A 22365-nucleotide genomic window follows, 5' to 3' on the forward strand; every position below is an offset into this window, starting at 1 on the left:
CTCATACCAACTACTGAAGGTGGGAATAAAAAAATCCCTTATAAAGTTAAGATATAAGGAGAAGCACTAATGACTTATCAATAGTGAAGGTTCATTCAATTTATATATCATTAATTATAAAAGTAAAAATTATTTAAATAAAAATTTATAAGAATCTAGTGTTTTATGATTATAAAAGATAAAATAGACCTATGTATTATACAGATTTTTTTAATCACATAGAGTTTTGGCAATTAGTATCGTTAAATATTATAATATGTTGTGGGTTAGTTCTTGCTTCAATGCGTAATTATAGAACTTTGAAATTACTCTTATCAAATAAGTTGAATCAAAAACATTTAGGCATTTTCCAGGAATATAAGGCTATCATTCATTCTAAAGAACTAGTTTTATTTAATTGGATTGCAATGAAAAAGTCCCTTAAATCAATATGGAACATGCGTATTAGTATGCTCATTATACTGATGCTTATTAATCCTATATTAGTTAATCGTATGAGAATAGATTGTTTTTATAATTTCTTATATATTGAGATTTCTGTTTTAATTGCGCTTGTATTTGTGGCTGGCAAAGCTAAGAAATTTTTCTGTGTACTGGAAAATAATTTACGTAATTCAACAAAACAAACAGATTATACAAAACAGGAAGTGCAATATCTTGTTAATAGGCTCGCTAATGCTCAACAATCTTTCGAAAATGGATCAAAAATAAATATAGAATTGAAACATGAATTAGAGAATATTGTGAAAAATATTGTATACCTTTCAAGAATTAATCATACTTCTAAGGACTTACTCGAACAATTAACTAAGCATTTAATTAACAAGAAGTGATTATGTTAAATGATGTCAATGCAGAAGGCAATGAATTACAATAATTTAGAATTGTTTATAGATTTTCTGAATGAAAAGAATTTATCTAAAAATTCTATTACAGCATATAAAAGAGATATACAATCTTTTTGCGAGTGGAAAAATGAAAAGGATTTTCATAAAAATATTCTGGTACAATATATTGAAAACTGTCAGGCAAATAAATTTGCACAATCTACATTAGAGCGAAAAGTTCGATCAATTAACCAATGGATTATTTTTCAATCTTGTGAAATGAATATGGATCTAGATATTGTTGTGCCAAAAATCAAAAAAGAGAAAAAAAATCTTAATATAATAAATAATGATAAAATTGCAGATATTCTGGATCAATTAGAATCAGAAAATAATTTATTTAATATACGATTACAGGCAATAATATGTATGTTATACAGTACTGGATTACGCATTTCTGAATTGATCAGTATTAAAATTATCTCTGTACAAAATGTTTTAAATGAAAAAAGTAAAAGTTTTAATGTGATAGGTAAGGGTATGAAAGAAAGGCAGGTTTTTATGACACATAATGCTATACAATTTTTAAAATCATATATGAATATACGTGATTCAAGTTCTGTTTATTTATGGAATTCTGGAGAAAAACATATTACACGTCAATCTGTATTTTTATGGCTACAAAAGTTGGGTATTTCTCCACATGATTTTAGGCATAAACTAGCTTCAGATTTGGTCAAGAAAGGTATGAATTTGCTGGAAGTAAAGGCTATTATGGGGCATGCTAGCATTAAGACTACATCTATTTATACTCATGCACAAAACTCTGAAATTGAAATCAAAAAACATCATCCGCTATATAAGAAAACTGAAGATTAATTTTATATTATGTATTATAAGTAATATGTAAGCCAAATTATCAAAACCATTATCTATCATTATTTTAATTAAATTAAGAATTCCAAGAAAATGAAAAGAGCAGGCGCTGTAGGGTTCGAACCTACGACACCTTGATTAAAAGTCAAGTGCTCTACCGACTGAGCTAAGCGCCCTTAGAACTTTATTATCATGATTTTTGTAATTTTAGTCAAGACTTTTAATTATATTTAGGATATTATATTTCTATGGATCAAAAAATAAATGTATCTAATGTAAGAGTTGGAAATGTATTAATAATGAAAGACAAGCTTTTTGTAGTTCGTAAGACTGAACATGTAAAACCAGGCAAAGGTGGTGCATTCATACAAATGGAGCTTAAAGGATTAGATTCTACAACTAAACTAAATGAAAGATTTCGTTCTGAAGAAAATGTAGTAAAGGCAATTCTTGAAGAGAAACATGCTAAATTCTTATATGCAGATAATGACTCATGTCATTTTATGTTTATGGATGATACTTATGATCAGTTTGAGATTAGCAAAGAAGATTTTAAGCCAGTATCAAATTTCTTGTATGATGGTGTTGAAATAAAAGCTATGATGCATGAAGAAAAAGTAATCAGTTTTGAGTTTGCTAGCCCTGTTGTTATGGAAATCATAGAGGCTGATCCAGTAATCAAGGGTCAAACAGCTTCATCTTCGTATAAGAATGCAGTGATTGAGAATGGAATCAAAATTCTTGTTCCAACATATATTAAGCAAGGTGATAAAATAGTTGTAAATCCTTCAGATTCTACTTATATGGAAAGATTCAAAAGCTAATGAATACCACTAATATGAATAATAATGTTATTCAAGAAAATATATTAAAATCAGCTAACATCAATATTATGACAGAAATCTTAGAGAAAATTGGCAGAATGCTGATTAGAGATTTCAATGAGATTAGGCATATTGCATTTGAAAAAAGAAGAACTTTTATTGAAAAATATGAGAGTAGAGCTTCTGATATGATTATGAATTTTTTACATCAAAAAAGACCGCAGTATGGGATAATTTCAAAATCACAAACATATCAAGAAGATGAGGATATAAAGTGGATTATTAACCCTTTAAGTGGTATTGAGAATTTTGCACATAATATTAATTCATTTTGCTGTTCAATTGCTATAATGGAGGATGATAGGATTATTGCTAGTATGATTTTAGATCCTCTTTCTAGAGAAATGTTTTATGCAGAAAGTGGCAAAGGGGCATTCTTGAACCATAAATTGATGCATGTTTCTCGTAATATTTACTCTAACAAAAGCTTATTTGGAACAATTAAAGATGTTGGGCTAAACTATAGAAAAATAGGATGTCCACTATTAGATTTGGCATATGTTGCATGTGGAAGATTTGATGGGTGTATCACAAAAGTTAAACATATATGTGATTATGCTGCAGGAATATTATTAGCATCTGAATCAAAGGCTAAAATCAAAGTATACAGTGAGGAAAGTGATAGCATTACAAATGATGAGTTATCACCATTACATCCTACAAAATCAATTAATTTACCAAACTATTTGATTTGCTCAAATGAAAAGTTACATGAATATATGTTAACAGCATTAAATGAATTTACTGCATAATTGAAAATATTTCTTGCGTTGTATAATTTGCAAATATTACAGATCACAGCCTATAAGTATATGATGATTATATATGGCATTAAAATTAATTAGTTTTTTATATGATTACCCTAATGAATTTAACATAATATCCATTATGTGAAGCAAATCAATTGTGTAATTTTAGTTCATAACTTGATAGATCATAAAAACTCAAAAAGTGTGAAACTATAGAATATAAAAAATAGAATATAAAAATGAGATCAAATCGTGCTTTGAAGAATGTCCACATTCAATATATAAATACTCTAATAAAAAGAATAAGAAATGGAATTTTATGAAGGAATGAGAAAATTTCTTACTTGCGATTGTTTTGATGTATTGGTTTTACTAATTATTCGCTTTTTTTGCTTTTTTATTTGATTCTAAGTAATCTCTATTAATTAATAATTCATGCTTTGAATCTTCTCTGAGTGCAAAGAAATGCTCCAAGAATATTTGTTCTAGAACAGATTTCAATGATCTCGCTCCAGTATTACGTTTCATAGATTCTTCTGCTACAAACTCCATAGCATCTTCAGTGAAATTAAGCTTGATATTGCTAAGAGAAAATAGGCTAGAATATTGTTTGATAATAGAGTTCTTAGTATCTCGCATAATCATAATCAAAGCTTCTTTATCAAATTTATGCAGCTTGGCTAATACAGGTAAACGCCCTACTAGCTCAGGAATCAACCCGAACTTCACCAAATGTTTTATATCTATATCTTGGCTTTTACTTTCATTAATAATAGCTTCAGATTTAAAACCAATTTTACTAGAATCAGATTCTTTAATAATCTCATCTAGGCCAGAAAATGCACCACCACATATGAATAGTATGTCTTTTGTGTTCATTATAGAGTTATCTTGCCCTTTTTTTTGCATTTTTTGTGGCAATGATATTGAAGATCCTTCAATTAATTTAAGCAATGCTTGTTGTACACCCTCTCCAGATACATCTCTAGATATTGACCTGTTTTCTGAAGTTTTAGCAATTTTATCTATTTCATCAATATATATAATTCCTTTTTGCGCTGAATCTAAGTTATAATCAGCAGATTGTAATAATTTATGTAGCATGCTTTCTACATCTTCACCTACATACCCCGCTTCAGTCAAAGAAGTTGCATCTGCAATTATAAATGGAACATTTAATATTTTAGCTAATATTTTGGCGAAAAATGTTTTTCCAGATCCAGTTGGCCCAATTAATAGTATATTAGATTTTTCTATTTCTATATCATCATTTATATTATTATTAGTAATCCGTTTATAATGATTAAAAACAGCAACAGATAATATTTTTTTTGCCTCTTCTTGCCCTATGATATACTCATCAAGTATTTGCTTGATTTTATATGGAAGTGGTACTTCAATATTATCTTCAACAGAATTTTTATATTTATCTATCATTTTTGTACATAAATCTACACATTCATTACAGATAAATGCTGAAGAAGGAGCTGCTATTAATTTCTCCACACAATTCTGATCTTTATAACAAAAAGAACAAATTACTGGAGCTTTATCTTGTTTATATGTCATAAAAAAACCTTACCCTATTTTGTATATTATATAGTTAAGAAATACTATTCCAACCATTAATTTTAAATTTTTTTCCTATTTGTAACAACTTCATCAACAATATTTAATTTAACAGCTTCTTCAGCTCTATAAATTGTATCCCTATCAAAGATCTGCTCTAATTCATCTTTAGAAATGCCAGTATGCTGGTGGTAGATATCACTCACTATATCTTTTAATTTATTGATCTCATGAACATATAGCTCTAAATCTTTTGCTTGTCCTTTCATTTGCCCTAATGGTTGATGTAATAACACTCGGGAATTTTTCAATATAAACCTTTTATTTCCAGCACATAATAGCATTGATGCTGCAGAGCATGCTTGACCTAAACACATTGTATTAACTTTTGGACCTATAAACATCATAGTATCGTATATTGCCAAAGCTGATGTGACAGATCCACCAGGAGAGTTGATGTAAATATATACGTCATCACTTTTACTCTCTGCCTCTAAAAATAGTAATTGAGAGCATATTAATGAAGCAACATTATCATCTATTTCTCCTGTAAGAAATATAATTCTTTCTTTTAATAGTCTAGAGTATATATCATAAGATCTATCACCCTTAGAAGTTTTTTCAATTACAACGGGTATCAAGCTCATAATTATTTACCTTTAGATTCTTTTGAAATCTTAGAATCAGCAGATTCACTTGACTCTGAATTGTTTTTATCATTTTCAGCACTTGATTCAATTTTTTCTTCTGATTCAGAATCATTAGAACTTTTTGTATCAGGCAAATTAATCTGTACATCTAATGATTTTACCAACTGATCTAATTCTTCAAAGAAAGATTTGATAGTCATTTTTGCATCATTGATTTTAACTTTTAGAAGAATTTCATTTACAATCTTATCTTCTATTACAGTATTTTCTAGTTCAGATTTAGCATTTTTATTCTTTTCAAAATAACTTACAGCTTCAGATAATCCACCTTTAAACTCAGATGATCTGTTCATTATTTCAGAATCAACATCTGATTTGTTTAAACTAATTCCAAGATCACTTTGCACTTTCTTCATGATAAAGAAAAAGCTTAGTCTTTTTTTAGATAATTCATTGTATTTTTGGTCAATGTCTTCAAATGTACTATCTTTCATAAATCCAGCCTCCTGGATTTTCCCAAATAGAACTTTTGCCTCTTCATGAGAAAACATATTCTCTCTTTTCAATTGGAATTTAGATAAAAATCTATTCCAGAAAACTTGCACTTCCATTTTTACTGCATTAGCAGGTAATTCAAAGTTTACCATTTTATTAAATTCATTAGACAATTGATGTTTCTTATACATAAATGAAGAATTTGAAACTCTTTTTGCTAGCATATCTCTAAACTTTGATTGGCATGCATCAACTGATGAGCATCCAAATTGTTTAGCCATTTCAATATCAACTTCATAGTTTTTAGTTTCCATGATTTTGTTAACATGAAAGTTTACAGATAGCTTCTTACCAGCAAATTTTTTCATGTCAGATGGAAGGTTTTGATTATCAAGATTTTTTGGAACATCAATAGTATGTTGAATTTTTTCACCTTCATTAAGACCAACTAATTTTTGCTCTATTTCAGGCACAAATCTTCCACTACCCAATTTCAATTGGAAAGTTTGTTTGTCAGCAGATTTATCTAAAAGAGACATAGAAACATTAAGAGTATCACCCATAGTAGAAGCTCTTTTTTCTGTTAACTCCACTCCTCTTTCATTGCTTTTAGCCCAAAGATCCATTTCTTTTTTAATATCTTCATCAGATATTTCAACAATAGGATTGTTAATTTCAATAGATTCAAATTTTAGATCTGGAACACTTGGCTCCATGTTTAAAGTTATGGTAAATGTTGGATCTTTTGAATCATCATTTTTGTCGAAATTTTGTTTGATTTTAATGTCTGGCTCTCCAAGAAATTTATCTTCTAGCTTAGACAAGACATTATTAATAACCTTGTTTGCAGTTTGTACAAAAGCAGCACTTGCGAAATCATTTTTCACTATAGACATAGGAACTTTTCCAGGTCTATTAAAATATTTTGTAGTATAAGTTTTCTTTTTTTCGTTAAAGAAATCTTCCATTAAATTTACAAAATCAGCATGTTTAGCATGGATTTCATATACCCTATTTAATCCTTCTGAGGAAATCAAATCATACTTTATACCTTCAAGTAAGTCTTTATTTTCATAGGGTAAATTCATTTTCTTGCTCCTTTTTAAAAACGCATAATACGGATGAAGGGACTTGAACCCCCACAGCTTGCGCCATTAGAACCTAAATCTAACGTGTCTACCATTCCACCACATCCGCTCGCGAAATTTATAACATATCGTATATAATATGTCCATGTTTTGAGTTAATTAATTATTAAATTATTAATGAGTTTTCATTTTAAATGTAACCTTAAATATGATTTTGATATTAATTAGTTGAATTAATCGGTATAGATATTTTCATAGGGTTGTAAAATTTTATGTGATTTGATAGTATTGATCTGCGGGATAGAGCAGTCTGGTTAGCTCGTCAGGTTCATAACCTGAAGGTCGTAGGTTCGAATCCTGCTCCCGCAACGTGATTATTTCTTTAATCATATTTTCTGTTATTTTTTTTACTTCGTTTTTTCTAGTTATTTCATATTATATATAGTTTTGCTTGTTCATTTTGCTAGCTTTGATTATAGATTTAGTTTTATTTTCAGTTTGATTCTATTACTTTAAATTAGTTAGGCAGTTAAATTTCTTTGTTAATAATTTAAAATAAAGTAGAATCAATATGGTATGGAAAGATGTTTTGGATCGAAAAGTAAAATATATGCAGATTATCATGATAATGAATGGGGAGTTCCGCTTCATGATGACCGAGATCATTTTGAGCTATTAATTTTAGAAGGTGCTCATGCAGGGTTAAGCTGGGAGATTGTGCTTAATAAAAGAGAAAATTATCGTAATGCTTTTTACAATTTTGACCCGAAGTTGGTTGCAGAAATGACAGATGAACAGCTTGAAGATTTGTTGCAAAATACAGGATTGATACGTAATAGATTGAAGATTTACTCTGCTAGAAAAAATGCAATAGTATTTCTACAAATCCAGAAAGAATTTAGTAGTTTTGATAAGTATATATGGGAATTTATGAATTTTAAAATGGTTAAGAATCAATGGGAAAGCTTTGATGATGTTCCAGTTACGAGTATAGAAAGTGATAATTTGTCTAAAGATTTGAAAAAGCGTGGCATGTCTTTTGTAGGATCAAAAATTATGTATGCTTATATGCAATCAGCTGGGATGGTAAATGACCATATGATTACATGTCCTAAATGGGTGGTTATAAATGAGAAATAGTAAATATAAGACAATATATAGTTATAATCATCGTAATATGCTAATTTTATTGGCAAGAGGTTTGTAAATGCAAGATTATAAGAAGAAATTGCAGGAATATCTTAGGTTAATGGTTAAAGATATACTGCGTGATATTACTCGTTCAGGTTTGCATGGTGAACAGCATTTTTATATTGCATTTTCTACGCAACACCCTAATGTTTTGATTCCACCTGAGTTTAAAGAAAAATACCCTACCTCTATGACAATAGTTTTGCAAAACGATTTTGAAAATTTACAAGTTTTTCATCAGGGTTTTTCAGTGGATTTGAGTTTTTCAGGCATCAAAAATAAAGTTTCGATTCCATTTAATGCGCTAACCTATATTACAGATCCATCTGTGAATTTTTCATTAGAATTTTCTCCTGATTTAGAAGAAATTAAAACTGAAGATGATTGTGAAATCAAAGATAACCTAATTTATTTCCCATCTAAAAACCCATACTCTGCTTCATGATTGGTTGCATTTCTTTCTTCATGATTGTTAATGTTTTTACAGTATAATATAAGTACATTTATTTTTCTTAAAGGATGCATCATGTACTTATTTTTTATTTTTCCTGCATAATTACCGGCATATGTACATATAATGGTTTTTTGATTGCGTCAGATGGTGCGTTAATTTTATTTGTTATATCAGAATTTTGTGAATTAATTTGGTTATTATAATTCTTCCCATATATTTGTTCGCCTTGATTAACCATTCTTTCGCCTATGTTATGAATAATATGATACTTATTATCATTGTTATTTATATTTGCATTGTATGAGCTGTTTAGTATAGTTTGATTTGAGCTAATAGCCTTATCTGAGCTTTCTGAGATATGTTGCCCTTCCCTCCCAATATTTTGATTAGTGTTTTTAGTTATATTTTGCTCTATATTTTCTGCGATTGTTTGGTAAGTTACATTTTGATCTAATTGTTTCTTGAAAATTACTTTCCATTCATCTTGAAAAAGTATAAATATATTTTTGTTTAATTGTATAAGTAAGTTATTTGGATTTTTTATTAAATCGTTTAAATAAAAAGATGCATATTGTATATGATTAAATACCTTTTGTAGTGCAATGATTGTACTATACGCAATGCGAATACTAGAAAATGATCCTGGGCCACTTAAAGAGTGTACTCTATGTATGTGCTTCATTGAAATTTCATTTTGTTGCAATATTTTATCTATTTCTATTAATAAATCTTTGGAAGCATCTTCCATGCGAGATTTAGAAACTAATTTACTATCATTCCATAATTCTAAAAAGAATACTCTTTGTATAAAAAACATATTTAATATATACATATACAATAAATGATAGGGAGTTTTCAATTTAATGATAGGGAATTTTTATACTTAATCTAGTTACTAGTTTTAGGTTAATATTAGTTTTCTTCTAAATTTAGCTTAATACTACCTTGTTTTCTGAGTCTAATTATTAGTATAGTGCTCTGCTCGGATATTAGTTTGATAAACTTAGTTTATTTGCTCAATTTAGTTTGTAATGTAGAATGCATTTATGGATAAAAATAAAATACATCAAATTGAACAAGATGCAAAAAATTTATGGAATAAGTATGATTTATATAAATCTGAAATATCCGAAAAGCCATCTTATTGTATATTAGATTTCTTCCCGTATCCTAGTGGGATTGGGCTACATGTTGGGCATACATTAGGATATATAGCTACAGATATTTTTGCTAGATTTAGGCGAATGCAAGGTAATAATGTACTTTATGCAATGGGATTTGATGCATTTGGATTGCCTGCAGAGCAATTTGCTATACAAACTAATCAGCATCCAGAAGTAACAACTGATAATAATATTAGGAATATGAAATCACAGTTAGAAGCTCTATCTTTGAGCCATGATAATGATAGGTCATTCTCTACTACAGACCCTAAATATTATAAGTGGACTCAGTGGATATTCACAAAGCTTTATAATAGTTATTTTAATAACATATCCCAAAAAGCAGAAGCGATTGATGATTTAAGAGAGAAATTAAATTCAAGAAAGTTTTCTATACAAGATAATCAGCTTATTGAATCTGTTAACCATTACACAGAAGCAGAAATTACAGAAGCAATTAATGAAATGAGATTGGCATATTTAGATGATGTAAATGTAAATTGGTGCCCAATGTTAGGGACTGTACTTTCTAATGAAGAAGTAAAAGATGGGAAAAGTGAGCGTGGGAATTACCTTGTTGAAAAACGACCTATGAAACAGTGGATGTTACGTATTACATCATATGGAGATAGATTGAATGACCAACTAGATAAATTGGATTGGCCAGATAATATTATTACCATGCAAAAAAATTGGATTGGAAGGCAAGAAGGAACTAAAATTATATTTCCTACCGAACATGGAGATATTGAAATATTTACTACACGTCCTGAAACAGTATTTGGAGTTGCTTATATTGGCATTTCGCATCAGCATCCCATTTTAGAAAAAACAGAAGGATTGGAAAAAAATAGAGTTACTGATTCTGACGAAAATACGGAAAAATTAGTAGGGTATGCAACTCATCCACTTACAAATGAGCAAATTCCAATTTGGACTACAGATTATGTACTACAAGAATATGGAACAGGTGCTGTAATGTCTGTTCCTGCACATGATCAGCGAGATTTTGAATTTGCCAAAAAACATAATATTCAATTTAAATCTGTAATTAAAGCAACTTATGCATGGTTGATAGAAAATTATAAGGGCAATGATGTTCCGAGTAGCCAATTACTTGATTTATGGAAAACAAACCCAGAAAAATTTGACTCTGCTTTTGACATTAAAGGCCCCCTATTCTATCCAATGCAATTTGAAATTACAGAAAATATATCTTTAAAGAAACAGATCAAACATGCAATTGAATTTATAGAGAAAGCAAAAGTTGGGAAGCAAATTACGAATTATAGGCTGCGTGATTGGTTATTTAGTCGACAAAGGTATTGGGGAGAGCCATTCCCAATCGTGTTTGATGTGCAGAACAATGCATACTCAATACATGAAGATTGTTTGCCAGTAACATTACCAAAGCAATATGATTTTAAGCCGGTTTTGAATCAAGAAAATGCTGAGCCTCCACTTGCAAAGGCAACAGATTGGAAGACAGTACGTGGAATTGTCATGGAGAATGGTAGCGTCAAAACATTAGATGATAATGATCCAAAACATCCAGGTGAGCAAATTTTTACTAGAGAATTAAATACAATGCCAAATTGGGCTGGTTCATGTTGGTACTATTTGCGTTATATGGATCCTAAAAATGATAATGAGATTTTATCTGATACTGCAATGAAGTATTGGTCATCTGATAATGTAGGGTCTATCGATATGTATGTTGGTGGTGCTGAGCATGCTGTTCTGCATTTGCTTTATGCTAGATTCTGGCATATGGTGATGTTTGATTTAGGTTATGTTTCAAATCCAGAGCCATTCAATAAACTAGTTAACCCAGGAATGATGACAGCTGATGCTTATAGTGATTCAAGGGGTTTCTACGTAGATATTGAGGATGTAAAGTTACAAGATAATAGTGCATTCCAAATTTCTACTGGAGAAAAGCTAAATATTGAGCCTGGGAAAATGGGTAAGAGGTATAAAAATGGACTTGACCCTCGAAAAGCATGCGATATGTATGGTATAGATATTTTTAGAATGCATGTGATGTACATGGCTCCAATTACTCAGAGCCGTTCTTGGGATATAAAAAACATTAAAGGTATGGAAAGATTTTATAGATCTATAGATGCGAAAATCAGTTCTTGTATAGTAGAGAACCATAAATCTACTGATAATATCGTACAATTACATAAAACAATTAAATTTGTAACAGATGAAATAGAAAATATGCGATATAACACAGCACTTGCATCATTGATCAAACTCAATAATAGTATCGAGAAATATACAATTGAAGATAGTATTAAATTTATACAAATGTTATACCCATTTGCCCCTCATATTAGTGAGAATTTATACCAAACAATAAAAACAAACATACAGTCTGATATAGAGAAATACAGCAATGTTAATCAAGATTTATATAATACTATCAATTGTTTAGAGAGCTTGGCATGGCCATCATATGATGAAAAAATGTTACAGGAGAATACTATAAAATTACCAGTGAATGTGAATGGTAAAGTTCGAGATATTTTAGAAGTTGATATAAATATTACCGATGATAAAATTAAAGAATTAGTGTCTAATAGCGAAAAAGTAATGAAGTATGTTGTTTCAGGTATAAAGAAATATATGATCATACGCAAAGACAAACCAGTTATTGTAAGTATTATTATATAAAATGCAGTTGTTATAAATGTTGTTGCAAGTAAGCTGTTATAAAGCTATTATTAAATTTACTGATAAATCTATGGCTGATAAAACCTATGAGATATGTATTAATGATAATCATTACTTCTATATATTATATTTTATAATTTATAGTGTACAACTTATAAAACAATTTGTAATTTTTTGTAACTTTAATATTTCATAATTTTGAGTTTCATATAATAATTTACTTATGAAAGCATCAAATTTCTTCTTACCTATTAAAAAAGAAGTAAATGAAGTATCAATATCTGCGAAATTAATGTTGAAAAGTGGAATGATACAGAAATTGGCATCTGGATTGTATTCATGGTTGCCGTTAGGTTACAAAATAATATCAAATATAGAAAATATAGTGTCTGAAGAGTTTGAAAGTATGGGATTCAACCGAATGTGCATCCCTACTCTACACCCTGCTCATTTATGGCAAGAAAGTGAGCGATATGAAGCTTATGGAAAAGAGATGTTGCGAGTTAATGATCGTAAAAACAATGAATTTATATATGGGCCATCTGCAGAAGAACCATGTGTTGATATGGTAAGGCAAGCAAATATTGGTAAATCTGATTTGCCAATTAATTTGTTTAATATACAGTGGAAATTTCGTGATGAATTAAGGCCAAGGTTTGGTGTTGTAAGGTGTCGTGAGTTTTTTATGTGTGATGGATACTCATTTCATGAAACCATAGAATCTTCTAGTGAATTTTACGACACAGTATTTAATGGATATAAGCGCATATTCGATAGGTTAAATCTGAATGTTTTTACTAAAGAAGCAGAAACAGGAGAAGTTGGTGGATTAAAAAGTCATGAGTTTCATGTGCTATCTGAAATTGGTGAAGATGAAATAGAGCGTGATGGTAAAAAGCATAAATCGTTGGAATTAGGACATATTTTCTTGCTTGGTGATAGGTATACTGTGCCAATGGATTTGAAGATTACTAATAGTGATAACAAACAAACACCGTTAATCATGGGATGCTATGGTGTGGGTGTGTCAAGATTAGTTGCTGCAATGGTAGAGAGTTATTATGAGTGTAAAGATGAGAACTATTCTATTAATTGGCCAATTGATTTTGCTCCATTTAAAATTAATATTATTAATGCAAATGCAAAGTCTTTAGAATGTAATCAATTATCTGGAAAATTATATGAACAATATAAAAATATCAGTTTTTACGATGATAGAAATATTTCAATAGGTCAGAAATTTGCTACTTCTGATTTGTTAGGCTCTCCTATTAAAATTATAATCTGGCCCAAAGAATTAAAAAATGAATCTGTAGAAATTAGAATTGGTAATAGCAAAGAGATCGTGAAGATTGAGCAGATTAGCAAGTTTATTGATAATATATTAGTCAAATAATACTCAGGCACGTATTGCAAATATATAATATGGTAGTGCATTGATATTGATATATGCTTTTATTTTTGATTTGTCTTTTTATTCAATATTGAAAACATTAGCAAAATTATATATTATATATCTATTGCCGGATTAGCTCAGTTGGTAGAGCGACTGATTTGTAATCAGTAGGTCATTGGTTCGACTCCGATATTCGGCATATATATATTTCAATTATTCAAAATTATTACTTAAAAATTCATTAAAATGTAAAAAGCTCATTAGAATTATAAATTCATTAAAATATGCTTAGATTGACTTATTTAATTGATATGAATTTGTATCAAGTAGTTTATATAAAGTATATCAATGCAAATGCGTAAAATAGGTTATACAAAGCCACTAAAATAAAGCTATAAAAAAATAAAACTTTTAGGAGATTAAAAAAAGCACCTATTAAAATATTTGTACTTACCAAATATCCATCAAAATGCGAGAGCGACGGGACTCGAACCCGCGGCCTCCGGCGTGACAAGCCGATGCTCTAACCAAACTGAGCTACGCCCCCTGTAAGTGTAATCCTATATAAAAATTATAATTTTGTCAATCATGAAATAGGTGATTACTAGGAAATTTGTTAACTATTAGATAGGAAAATTATCAGTTATTAGAATATATAGCTGATAGGAAATTGTATGTGAACTCATCATCCAACTCCTGCCTATAACGCTTCCAACCTTCTAAAAAAATGATATTTATGTTAGATTTTATCAATGAATTTACTAGCATGGTTAGAATCAAGAGATTTGATTTATCAAAAAACAAATGAGAATGAATTATCAGAAAAGTTAGAAGCGAAAGAAATTTGTAGCTACTTAGGAGTAGACCTAACTGCTTCAAGTATGCATATTGGTCACTTATTGCCATTAAGAATTATGAATATATTATCTGAACATGGATGTAAGTGTATTTTTCTATTTGGTCGTGGAACAACTATGATAGGTGACCCTTCAATGCGTACAAAAGAAAGACCAATTCTGAGTGAGTATGAAATTCAAAATAATTTAAACTCTATCAAGCCTCAAGTAGATAAATTGATTCCTAATATTATTTATGAAGATAATGCAACGTGGTTATTAGGAACAAACCTAATTGAATTCTTACGGGAAGCTGGAAGTAAATTTTCTGTAAATCAAATGATTGGGCTTGAAACATTTAAAAGAAGAATAGATAACAATGATACATTAAGCTTCTTAGAATTTTCTTACCCAATTCTGCAGTCATATGATTTTTACCAATTAAACAAGAAGCATGGATGTAATTTACAAATCGGAGGGTCTGATCAGTGGGGGAATATTATTAATGGTGTGCATTTTATCAAAAAAATGAAGTCAGAAGAAACATATGGAATCACTTTGCCATTATTACTCCGAGGAGGAAAAAAGATGGGTAAAAGTTCAGCTGGAGGAGTTGTTTGGCTTGATGAAAACAAAACTACTGTGTTTGATTTTTGGCAGTTTTGGCGTAATTTGCCTGATTTGGATGTTAAATCATATATGTTGAAATTTACTAATATAGATGCAATTGAGATTGATAATATGATTAATGGTAATATTAATGAAGCAAAAAAAACATTAGCAAACCATATGACTAAATGGGTACATGGTGAAGAAAAAATGAAAAGTGCAAACGCGAAAAGCATTTCAATTTTTGAAAATAACGAAAACTCTGAATTAGATGAAATAGTGTTGAGTGAAGAGAATGTCAAACTTACAAAGATCTTAGTAAGTGCTGGGTTCGCAACTTCAATTTCTGATGCGAAAAGAAAAATTAATAGTAGTAGCATTGCTTTAAATGGACAATCATGTACAGATCAAGAATATATAATATATAAAAGAGATATAGAAACAGAATTGATTATTGGTTATGGAAAGAAAAAGAAGATAAAAGTTAAATAATCTTAATTATATTTGAAATCCATTAATTAAGTATTGTTTATATAACATGCAATATTATCTGTATTATAAAAAGATGATAATGTGCATATATCAAATTTGATACAAATGTGGTATATAAGTAGAATGTGGTAGGATTCGCTTAAATGGATTCTAATAAAACAAGGGGGAAATAAATATGTCGCTTACTGAGAATGATATCAATGGTCTTGAGCCTCTTTTTGATAGAGTGTTGATTAAAAAACAAGATAAAAGTAAACAAACTGCATCTGGGATAGTATTGCCAGAAACTTCAAGTGAAGACTCTGCTATTGGGACTGTAATTTCTGTTGGCAAAGGTGCTTTGAATGATAAAGGTGATGTGGTTCCTATGCAAATTGCTGTTGGAGATATAGCTTTGTTCGGACAATGGGCTGGTACAAAAATCAGTGTTTCAGGTGTAAAAGATGGAACATATATAATTATTAAGCTATCTGATATTTCAGGTATATTAAAAAAATAAATTGCAAAAATGCAAATAACAAAAGTATGAAGAATACTAAAAAAAGGAGAAATGGGAATGGCAAAACAATTATTTTTAGATTTTGAAGCAAGAAAGAAAATTATTGAAGGGTTAGATGAAGCTGTAAATGCTGTCAAAACAACCTTGGGACCAAAAGGAAGACATGTAGTAATGGAAAAATCTTTTGGGTCTCCTAGAGTTACAAAAGATGGTGTTACAGTAGCAAAAGAAATTGAATTTTCAGATCCTATTAAAAATGTTGGTGCTCAATTTGTAAAAGAAGTAGCATCAAAAACTGTAGACGCAGCTGGAGATGGAACAACAACAGCTTCATTAGTATTGCAAGCTTTAGTGAATAATGGATTGAAAGTTATTGAAGCTGGGATGAATGCTGTAGAAGTAACAAAAGGTATGCATTACGCTGCGAAAATAATTATCGAACACTTAAATAAAATTGCTTCCCCTGTTAAAGGTGACAGTGATAAAATTAAGCAAGTTGCTACTATTTCTGCTAATGGAGAAGAAGAAATTGGTAGGTTGATTTCTGAAGCAGTTGCAAAAATTGGTGATGAAGGGATTATCAGTGTTGATGATGGAAAATCAACTCAAACAGAATTGAATGTAGTTGAAGGAATGGAATTAGATAGAGGATTTGTATCTCACCATTTTGCCAATACAGATAAGCAATCTTGCGAATTAGAAAATCCATATATTTTGATATATGATAAGAAAATCAGTGCTTTGCCATCAATTTTACAATTATTAGAAAATATTGTTAAATCAAATAGATCTTTGTTAATTATTGCTGAAGATGTAGAAGGAATTGCGTTAAACACATTGGTTTTCAATACTTTAAATAAAGTAATGAAAGTTTGTGCTATTAAAGCTCCTGGTTTTGGGGACAGAAAAAGAGAAATTTGTGAAGATATTGCAATTCTAACTGGCGGAACTTTGATTTCTGAAGAAATTGGAAGACCTCTTGATTCAACTCAGATAGAGCATTTAGGTCAAGCTGAAAAAATCACAATCACTAAAGATAAAACTACAATTATCGGAGGAAAAGGATCTGAAGCTGAAATTAAAACTAGATGTGCTGCTATTAAAAATGCAATAGAAAGCTCTACTTCTGATTACGATAAAGAAAAATTAGAAGAAAGAAAATCTAAATTAATGAATGGTGTCGCTGTAATTAGTGTTGGTGGAATCACAGAAAGTGAACAAAAAGAAAGAAAAGATAGAGTAGAAGATGCTGTACAAGCTGTAAAAGCTGCAATTGAAGAGGGTATTTTGCCTGGTGGTGGTTCTGCATTGATTCATGCAAGTAATCACTTATATAAATCAATTGGATCATCAGGGTTTAGTCAAGCATTTAAAGCAGGAATTGATATTGTGCAAAAAGCTATTTCTGCTCCATTAAAGCAAAATTTGATCAATGCAGGTCATGATGATGGGGAAGTAATTGTTCATCAAATTCAAAAATCTGATGATTTGAATTTTGGGTATGATGTGATGAATGAAGGATATGGAAATATGATGGAGCTTGGAATTGTAGATCCTAAAAAGAGTACAAGATCTGCGATTGAATATTCTGTTTCTATTGCAACATTACTTTTGACTTCTGGTGCTGCAATTGTAAATGAGCCAGAATCGAAAGATTCTGCTAGTGCCGGTGGAATGGGAATGCCTCCTATGGGCGGTGGAATGTATTAATTTAATGGCATATTTCTTATATTATTAAAAAAATCATTCCTATATACTATATAATTATTCTCAAATAAACATTATATCAAAAGAATTAGTTTGGGCTAATTCAATCAGTGTATATTTATTATAAATTGGTTGACTCAAATAAAGTGAATAGCAAAAAATATTAATTCAAATACAAAGAATATAAATATATATACAATAATAAAATAAAAATACATTACATGTTTTTACAATAATATATATGTATATGTTGATAAGAAAGTATTTGATAACGATTGTTATGTAATATTATAGTCAGTATATTTGCAATATGATAGTAATGTAAATTAGTATGCAGGATTTACTTACTATACATAAAAATGTTTCATTTATGGTATATATAATCCTAATTCATGAAAGTAACTAAATAAGAAAATTAGAATTTAATTTAATTGAAAAATTTTAGTGTAGCAATAAAATACATGTTATAAAGCTATATTATATGTATTTAATTAATTAATATATTGAATTATGATCACTATTTATATAAGGTGTTGATTTGAAGTTGCGATTCCGCTTAATACATGATAATAGATTGTGGTGTGCATAATACTGCGTCTTTACTAGCAATAAAAAAGCCTATAAACTCCGATATATATAAAATAAATTTATATATAGAAAGAAGTAAGTATATATTATTTTTGATAGGCTTATTAACTAAGGAGTCTATACTGATCAAATAACAATCAAAATCACTGTGATTTAAGAAAAAAAATAAAACATTAAGCAAATCAATATTATTGTTAATATAGTAGAATTTCATGTACAAGTAGCTATTTCTTCTTCCATTAATAAGAAAACATATTTTTTGGTTTGCAGGTTAACATATTTATAAAATATATAATTAGGTGTATTTCAATATTTTTAAATTGATCAGCTATTGAATATGTGAAGGGGGTGTTATTTTCAATAGCTAATGTTATTGTTCAGTATAATTATTAATATTATATTAAAATTTTAGTACAAATTTTATTAAAATTTATATAAGTTCAAGATGATATATAGGAAATAATTGATAAAGATTGAAGATATTTGATTTTAAGCTTAAACATTTTTTAATTTAAGCGTCTGGATTAGGTTTCTCAAGTTCTTTGATAATAAAGCTTTCGATTGTATCTCCAATATGGAAGTCGGTAAACCCATCTATGATAATACCACATTCTTGGTTTGCAGGAATTTCCTTCTTATCATATTGTCTTTGTTTCAAGCTTAATATATCGCCTGTATATATTTCTTTACCATTTCTGATAACTCTACCTTTTGTCTTGATCTTCATAATTCCTTCATCAACACCACAACCAGCAATAGTTCCCAATTTCTTCTTAACGAAAATAGCTTTAATTGTAGCAGTTCCCAAAATTTCTTCTTCTTCTGTTGGTGCTAATATTCCTTCAGCTACACTCTTAATGTAATCTAATAGTTCATAAATAACTGAGAATTTCTTGATTTTAACATCATGCTGTTGTGCAATGCTAGTAATAGCAGATGGTGCATTTACTTTAAAGCTTATAATTGTAGATTTACTTGTTTTGGCAAGTAGTACATCACTTTCACTAATTGCTCCATTACCCTTCCCTACTACGTTTATTTCAATGTTTTCATACTCAATTTTAGAAATAGCAGCAACAATTGCTTCTAATGATCCAGCAACATCAGCTTTAACAAGTAAGTTGATTTTTTCAGCTTGCTCTTCATTGAAATATGCTAATATATCAATTTCTTTTTTGGGAACTGCAACTCTATTCTCTATGCCTAATCTATATTCTGAAATTGAACGTGCTTCTTTATCACTGCTAACTTCAATTAACATATCACCAGGATTTGGTATATCATTCAGTCCCATTATTTCCACAGGAATAGATGCTGTTACTTCTTTCACTTTGTCTTTATTAGGCAAAGTCATTGCTCTTACTTTTCCATAAGTATTTCCAACAATAAAATTATCAGAGTAGTTTAAAGTTCCATTTTTCATCAAAATAGTTGCAATAGGTCCTTTATGCTTATCAAGATTAGATTCAATCACAATACCACTAGCTTTACACTTGTTATTTGCTTTTAGCTCCAACATTTCAGCTTGTAATAATAGAATTTCTAATAGTTTGTCCAAATTTTTATTTTGCATTGCAGAAACTTCTACTTCTAGTACATCCCCACCAAGAGATTCTACCATCACACTATGAATTAATAGTTTTTGTCTTATGCTATCAATATTATTTACATTTTTATCTATTTTTGTATAACAAATTATGAATGGAACATCTGCATTTTTAATATGTTGAATAGCTTCTACTGTTTGATCTTTAATTCCATCATCAGCTGCAATAACTAAAATAACTACGTCTGTTATTTCAACACCTCTGATTCTCATAGATGTGAATGCTTCATGTCCTGGAGTATCAACAAAAGTTACAAATCTTTTCTTATCTAAAAATACTTGAGAAGCACCTATAGATTGAGTTATTCCACCAGATTCACCAGACACAACATTAGTTTTTCTTAAAGCATCAAGCAATGATGTTTTCCCATGGTCAACATGTCCAACTATTGTTACTACAGGGCATCTAGGGGCGTAATCTTCAGGATTTCCTTGATCTGGCACAATATCCATTTCTTTTTTGGCTATTTCTCCTGTATGACCTGTTTCTTCAATGATTGCTAAAGCAATTTCAGGGTCTATTAAGCTGGATTTTGGCAAATCTAACTCAACTAGCTTTGAGTGTAAAAAGTTGATCTTAACAGCTATTTTACTTGCTAAGCTTACAGGATCTATTCCCTCAAATGGAATGACTACATGCCTTACAGCAGTATCACGTGCTTTAGCAACATTTCTATTCTTCTTTTGAAAATAAGAGTTTGAATTGTAAATTTCAACATCATCTGCAGAGTTAATCTTCCCTAAAAATTGGTGTGAAAATCTTTCATTTGACTCATTAGATTCATTTCTAAATCTATTTTGTCTCTTATCACCATATGAATCTGATTTAGAAAATTTCCTTTTAACTCCAAATGACTTTCTGTTTTCTGCTCCAAAAGAGGATGGCTTTGAATTGAAAGAATTTGATCCGAAAGGAGTGGAAAATGGCTTGTTAAACGGCTTTCCTTCCCCTGGCTTAGACATGAAAGGTCTTGCTTTTGGAAATGGCTTAAACGAATTGAATTTATTATCTGAAAATCCAGGTCTAGACGGCCTTCCATCATTCCTATTTCCAAATTTATTAAATCCACCAGATTGCCCATCAGGCCTGCTTCCAAACCTATTAAACCCACCAGGTCTTGATTGTCCATCAGGTCTGCTTCCAAACCTATTAAATCCACCAGGTCTTGATTGCCCATCAGGTCTGCTTCCAAATCTGTTAAATCCACCAGGTCTTGATTGTTCATCAGATCTATTACCAAAGCTAGGTCTATCTCCGCCAAATTTGTTAAACCCACCAGGTCTTGATTGCCCATCAGGCCTACTACCAAAGTTAGGTCTATCCCCACCAAATCTATTAAACCCACCAGGTCTATCAGATCTGAAACCTCTGTTTGCATCTTGTCCAAACTTATTAAATCTTCTAGGGGCATCACTATTGTTCTGAGGATTATAAGTTCTAAACTCTTTCTTCTGATCATTGTTTTGTAAAATCTTATTCAAAGGATTTAATTGGTTACCAGAAATAGTGTTTTGTAATAGCTCCCTCTTAGCAATATTTTCTTTATTAGCCTTTTCATTGATTACTACTTTCCTATCATGGAGAGCATTTTTATAAGGAGTTGGTTTTTCTGCTCGATTATAAACGGGCCTATCTGGCCTGCTATAAGAAGGCTTACCTAACCTATTAGAAGGATTGCTACTAGAGCTTCCAGCACTTTTAAAATTATTAACACCACTTCTTGGTAAAGTATCGTTAAAATTATTTTGTAATGCTTTTCCTCTAGCTTGTTTTTCTAAAGTAGAAAGATTACTACTTGATTTTCCAATATCTGTTCTTATTGTTTTAGAAGCTTTACCCCTAACTTTAACAACAGGAACCTTCTTATTATTTCTATCATTTACAGTATAATTCATGTATCCAACCCATCATACCCAAAAATAATAATAATCTAAAGACTTACAGTAGAATTTATAGTTAAAAATCTGCTTTTAAGCGTAAAATCCTTATTTTAAACTGTAGAA

At 29.8% G+C, this 22365-nt stretch carries 16 protein-coding genes and 5 tRNA genes; 13 read left to right on the top strand and 8 right to left on the bottom strand.

The annotated features are described in order from the left end of the window. Nucleotides 1–191: 191 nt before the first annotated feature. Nucleotides 192–833 (top strand): hypothetical protein, encoded by a 642-nt coding sequence (locus FZC34_RS00900; RefSeq protein WP_148971592.1) that lies wholly within the window; start codon nucleotides 192–194, stop codon nucleotides 831–833. A 30-nt stretch (nucleotides 834–863) separates the two neighbouring features. Next, nucleotides 864–1706 (top strand): tyrosine-type recombinase/integrase, encoded by an 843-nt coding sequence (locus tag FZC34_RS00905; RefSeq protein WP_187440059.1) that lies wholly within the window; start codon nucleotides 864–866, stop codon nucleotides 1704–1706. A 100-nt stretch (nucleotides 1707–1806) separates the two neighbouring features. On the opposite strand, the gene FZC34_RS00910 is transcribed toward FZC34_RS00905, so the two are convergent. Continuing rightward, a tRNA-Lys gene (locus FZC34_RS00910) sits at nucleotides 1807–1879 on the bottom strand. 72 nt (nucleotides 1880–1951) lie between these two features. On the opposite strand from FZC34_RS00910, the gene efp reads away from it, so the two are divergent. Beyond that, the gene (efp, locus tag FZC34_RS00915; RefSeq protein ID WP_148971594.1) at nucleotides 1952–2527 is read left to right on the top strand and encodes an elongation factor P; all 576 of its coding nucleotides are present in this window, start codon (nucleotides 1952–1954) and stop codon (nucleotides 2525–2527) included. A 14-nt stretch (nucleotides 2528–2541) separates the two neighbouring features. Then, entirely contained in the window at nucleotides 2542–3339 is a 798-nt protein-coding gene (locus FZC34_RS00920; RefSeq protein WP_187440060.1) for an inositol monophosphatase family protein, read from the top strand. A gap of 369 nt (nucleotides 3340–3708) precedes the next feature. Here the strand turns inward: FZC34_RS00920 and clpX are convergent, their stop codons facing one another. From clpX to FZC34_RS00940, 4 genes are all read right to left on the bottom strand, one after another. Continuing rightward, nucleotides 3709–4905, bottom strand: coding sequence for an ATP-dependent Clp protease ATP-binding subunit ClpX (gene clpX / locus FZC34_RS00925; protein ID WP_148971596.1), 1197 nt, complete (start codon nucleotides 4903–4905; stop codon nucleotides 3709–3711). A gap of 62 nt (nucleotides 4906–4967) precedes the next feature. Continuing rightward, nucleotides 4968–5552 carry an ATP-dependent Clp protease proteolytic subunit gene (locus FZC34_RS00930; RefSeq protein ID WP_148971597.1) on the bottom strand — a complete coding sequence of 195 codons (585 nt, stop codon included), beginning with the start codon at nucleotides 5550–5552 and terminating at the stop codon, nucleotides 4968–4970. 2 nt (nucleotides 5553–5554) lie between these two features. Beyond that, nucleotides 5555–7138 (bottom strand): trigger factor, encoded by a 1584-nt coding sequence (gene tig, locus FZC34_RS00935; protein WP_148971598.1) that lies wholly within the window; start codon nucleotides 7136–7138, stop codon nucleotides 5555–5557. A gap of 28 nt (nucleotides 7139–7166) precedes the next feature. Beyond that, a tRNA-Leu gene (locus tag FZC34_RS00940) sits at nucleotides 7167–7247 on the bottom strand. 185 nt (nucleotides 7248–7432) lie between these two features. Here FZC34_RS00940 and FZC34_RS00945 point away from each other — a divergent pair. From FZC34_RS00945 to FZC34_RS00955, 3 genes are all read left to right on the top strand, one after another. Next, nucleotides 7433–7507 (top strand) — tRNA-Met (locus tag FZC34_RS00945). 207 nt (nucleotides 7508–7714) lie between these two features. Further along, complete coding sequence (locus FZC34_RS00950) at nucleotides 7715–8278, top strand: DNA-3-methyladenine glycosylase I (protein WP_148971599.1); 564 nt, start codon at nucleotides 7715–7717, stop codon at nucleotides 8276–8278. A 67-nt stretch (nucleotides 8279–8345) separates the two neighbouring features. Continuing rightward, nucleotides 8346–8774: a ClpXP protease specificity-enhancing factor SspB gene (locus tag FZC34_RS00955; protein ID WP_148971600.1), complete on the top strand. Its 429-nt coding sequence runs from the start codon at nucleotides 8346–8348 to the stop codon at nucleotides 8772–8774. A 94-nt stretch (nucleotides 8775–8868) separates the two neighbouring features. Here FZC34_RS00955 and FZC34_RS00960 read toward each other — a convergent pair whose 3' ends face one another. Next, nucleotides 8869–9615: a hypothetical protein gene (locus tag FZC34_RS00960; RefSeq protein WP_148971601.1), complete on the bottom strand. Its 747-nt coding sequence runs from the start codon at nucleotides 9613–9615 to the stop codon at nucleotides 8869–8871. A gap of 214 nt (nucleotides 9616–9829) precedes the next feature. Between FZC34_RS00960 and leuS the strand changes: the two genes are divergently transcribed. The 3 genes from leuS to FZC34_RS00975 all read left to right on the top strand — a co-directional run bounded on the left by leuS (nucleotide 9830) and on the right by FZC34_RS00975 (nucleotide 14223). Next, complete coding sequence (gene leuS / locus FZC34_RS00965; protein WP_148971602.1) at nucleotides 9830–12628, top strand: leucine--tRNA ligase; 2799 nt, start codon at nucleotides 9830–9832, stop codon at nucleotides 12626–12628. A 223-nt stretch (nucleotides 12629–12851) separates the two neighbouring features. Next, the gene (locus FZC34_RS00970) at nucleotides 12852–14024 is read left to right on the top strand and encodes an aminoacyl--tRNA ligase-related protein (protein WP_148971603.1); all 1173 of its coding nucleotides are present in this window, start codon (nucleotides 12852–12854) and stop codon (nucleotides 14022–14024) included. Between the two features lie 126 nt (nucleotides 14025–14150). Next, nucleotides 14151–14223, top strand: a tRNA-Thr gene (locus FZC34_RS00975). 273 nt (nucleotides 14224–14496) lie between these two features. Here FZC34_RS00975 and FZC34_RS00980 read toward each other — a convergent pair. Further along, a tRNA-Asp gene (locus tag FZC34_RS00980) sits at nucleotides 14497–14571 on the bottom strand. 205 nt (nucleotides 14572–14776) lie between these two features. Here FZC34_RS00980 and tyrS point away from each other — a divergent pair. The 3 genes from tyrS (at nucleotide 14777) to groL (ending at nucleotide 18170) form a co-directional block, all read left to right on the top strand. Continuing rightward, the gene (gene tyrS / locus FZC34_RS00985) at nucleotides 14777–15961 is read left to right on the top strand and encodes a tyrosine--tRNA ligase (protein ID WP_148971604.1); all 1185 of its coding nucleotides are present in this window, start codon (nucleotides 14777–14779) and stop codon (nucleotides 15959–15961) included. A gap of 175 nt (nucleotides 15962–16136) precedes the next feature. Continuing rightward, the gene (locus tag FZC34_RS00990) at nucleotides 16137–16460 is read left to right on the top strand and encodes a co-chaperone GroES (protein WP_148971605.1); all 324 of its coding nucleotides are present in this window, start codon (nucleotides 16137–16139) and stop codon (nucleotides 16458–16460) included. A 57-nt stretch (nucleotides 16461–16517) separates the two neighbouring features. Beyond that, nucleotides 16518–18170, top strand: coding sequence for a chaperonin GroEL (gene groL, locus FZC34_RS00995; RefSeq protein WP_148971606.1), 1653 nt, complete (start codon nucleotides 16518–16520; stop codon nucleotides 18168–18170). Nucleotides 18171–19266: 1096 nt separating this feature from the next. Here the strand turns inward: groL and infB are convergent. Further along, complete coding sequence (gene infB, locus FZC34_RS01000) at nucleotides 19267–22257, bottom strand: translation initiation factor IF-2 (protein ID WP_148971607.1); 2991 nt, start codon at nucleotides 22255–22257, stop codon at nucleotides 19267–19269. Nucleotides 22258–22365: the final 108 nt, after the last annotated feature.

This window comes from Candidatus Cytomitobacter primus (assembly GCF_008189405.1).
In the GTDB taxonomy this organism is placed as follows: Bacteria; Pseudomonadota; Alphaproteobacteria; order CAJXXZ01; family 1604HC; genus Cytomitobacter; species Cytomitobacter primus.

Bases quoted from the DNA above. Each gene is read 5' to 3' on its own strand.
- FZC34_RS00900 (WP_148971592.1), top strand. From the start codon at position 192: ATGTATTATACAGATTTTTTTAATCACATAGAGTTTTGGCAATTAGTA.
- FZC34_RS00905 (WP_187440059.1), top strand. From the start codon at position 864: ATGAATTACAATAATTTAGAATTGTTTATAGATTTTCTGAATGAAAAG.
- efp (WP_148971594.1), top strand. From the start codon at position 1,952: ATGGATCAAAAAATAAATGTATCTAATGTAAGAGTTGGAAATGTATTA.
- FZC34_RS00920 (WP_187440060.1), top strand. From the start codon at position 2,542: ATGAATAATAATGTTATTCAAGAAAATATATTAAAATCAGCTAACATC.
- clpX (WP_148971596.1), bottom strand. From the start codon at position 4,905: ATGACATATAAACAAGATAAAGCTCCAGTAATTTGTTCTTTTTGTTAT.
- FZC34_RS00930 (WP_148971597.1), bottom strand. From the start codon at position 5,552: ATGAGCTTGATACCCGTTGTAATTGAAAAAACTTCTAAGGGTGATAGA.
- tig (WP_148971598.1), bottom strand. From the start codon at position 7,138: ATGAATTTACCCTATGAAAATAAAGACTTACTTGAAGGTATAAAGTAT.
- FZC34_RS00950 (WP_148971599.1), top strand. From the start codon at position 7,715: ATGGAAAGATGTTTTGGATCGAAAAGTAAAATATATGCAGATTATCAT.
- FZC34_RS00955 (WP_148971600.1), top strand. From the start codon at position 8,346: ATGCAAGATTATAAGAAGAAATTGCAGGAATATCTTAGGTTAATGGTT.
- FZC34_RS00960 (WP_148971601.1), bottom strand. From the start codon at position 9,615: ATGTATATATTAAATATGTTTTTTATACAAAGAGTATTCTTTTTAGAA.
- leuS (WP_148971602.1), top strand. From the start codon at position 9,830: ATGGATAAAAATAAAATACATCAAATTGAACAAGATGCAAAAAATTTA.
- FZC34_RS00970 (WP_148971603.1), top strand. From the start codon at position 12,852: ATGAAAGCATCAAATTTCTTCTTACCTATTAAAAAAGAAGTAAATGAA.
- tyrS (WP_148971604.1), top strand. From the start codon at position 14,777: ATGAATTTACTAGCATGGTTAGAATCAAGAGATTTGATTTATCAAAAA.
- FZC34_RS00990 (WP_148971605.1), top strand. From the start codon at position 16,137: ATGTCGCTTACTGAGAATGATATCAATGGTCTTGAGCCTCTTTTTGAT.
- groL (WP_148971606.1), top strand. From the start codon at position 16,518: ATGGCAAAACAATTATTTTTAGATTTTGAAGCAAGAAAGAAAATTATT.
- infB (WP_148971607.1), bottom strand. From the start codon at position 22,257: ATGAATTATACTGTAAATGATAGAAATAATAAGAAGGTTCCTGTTGTT.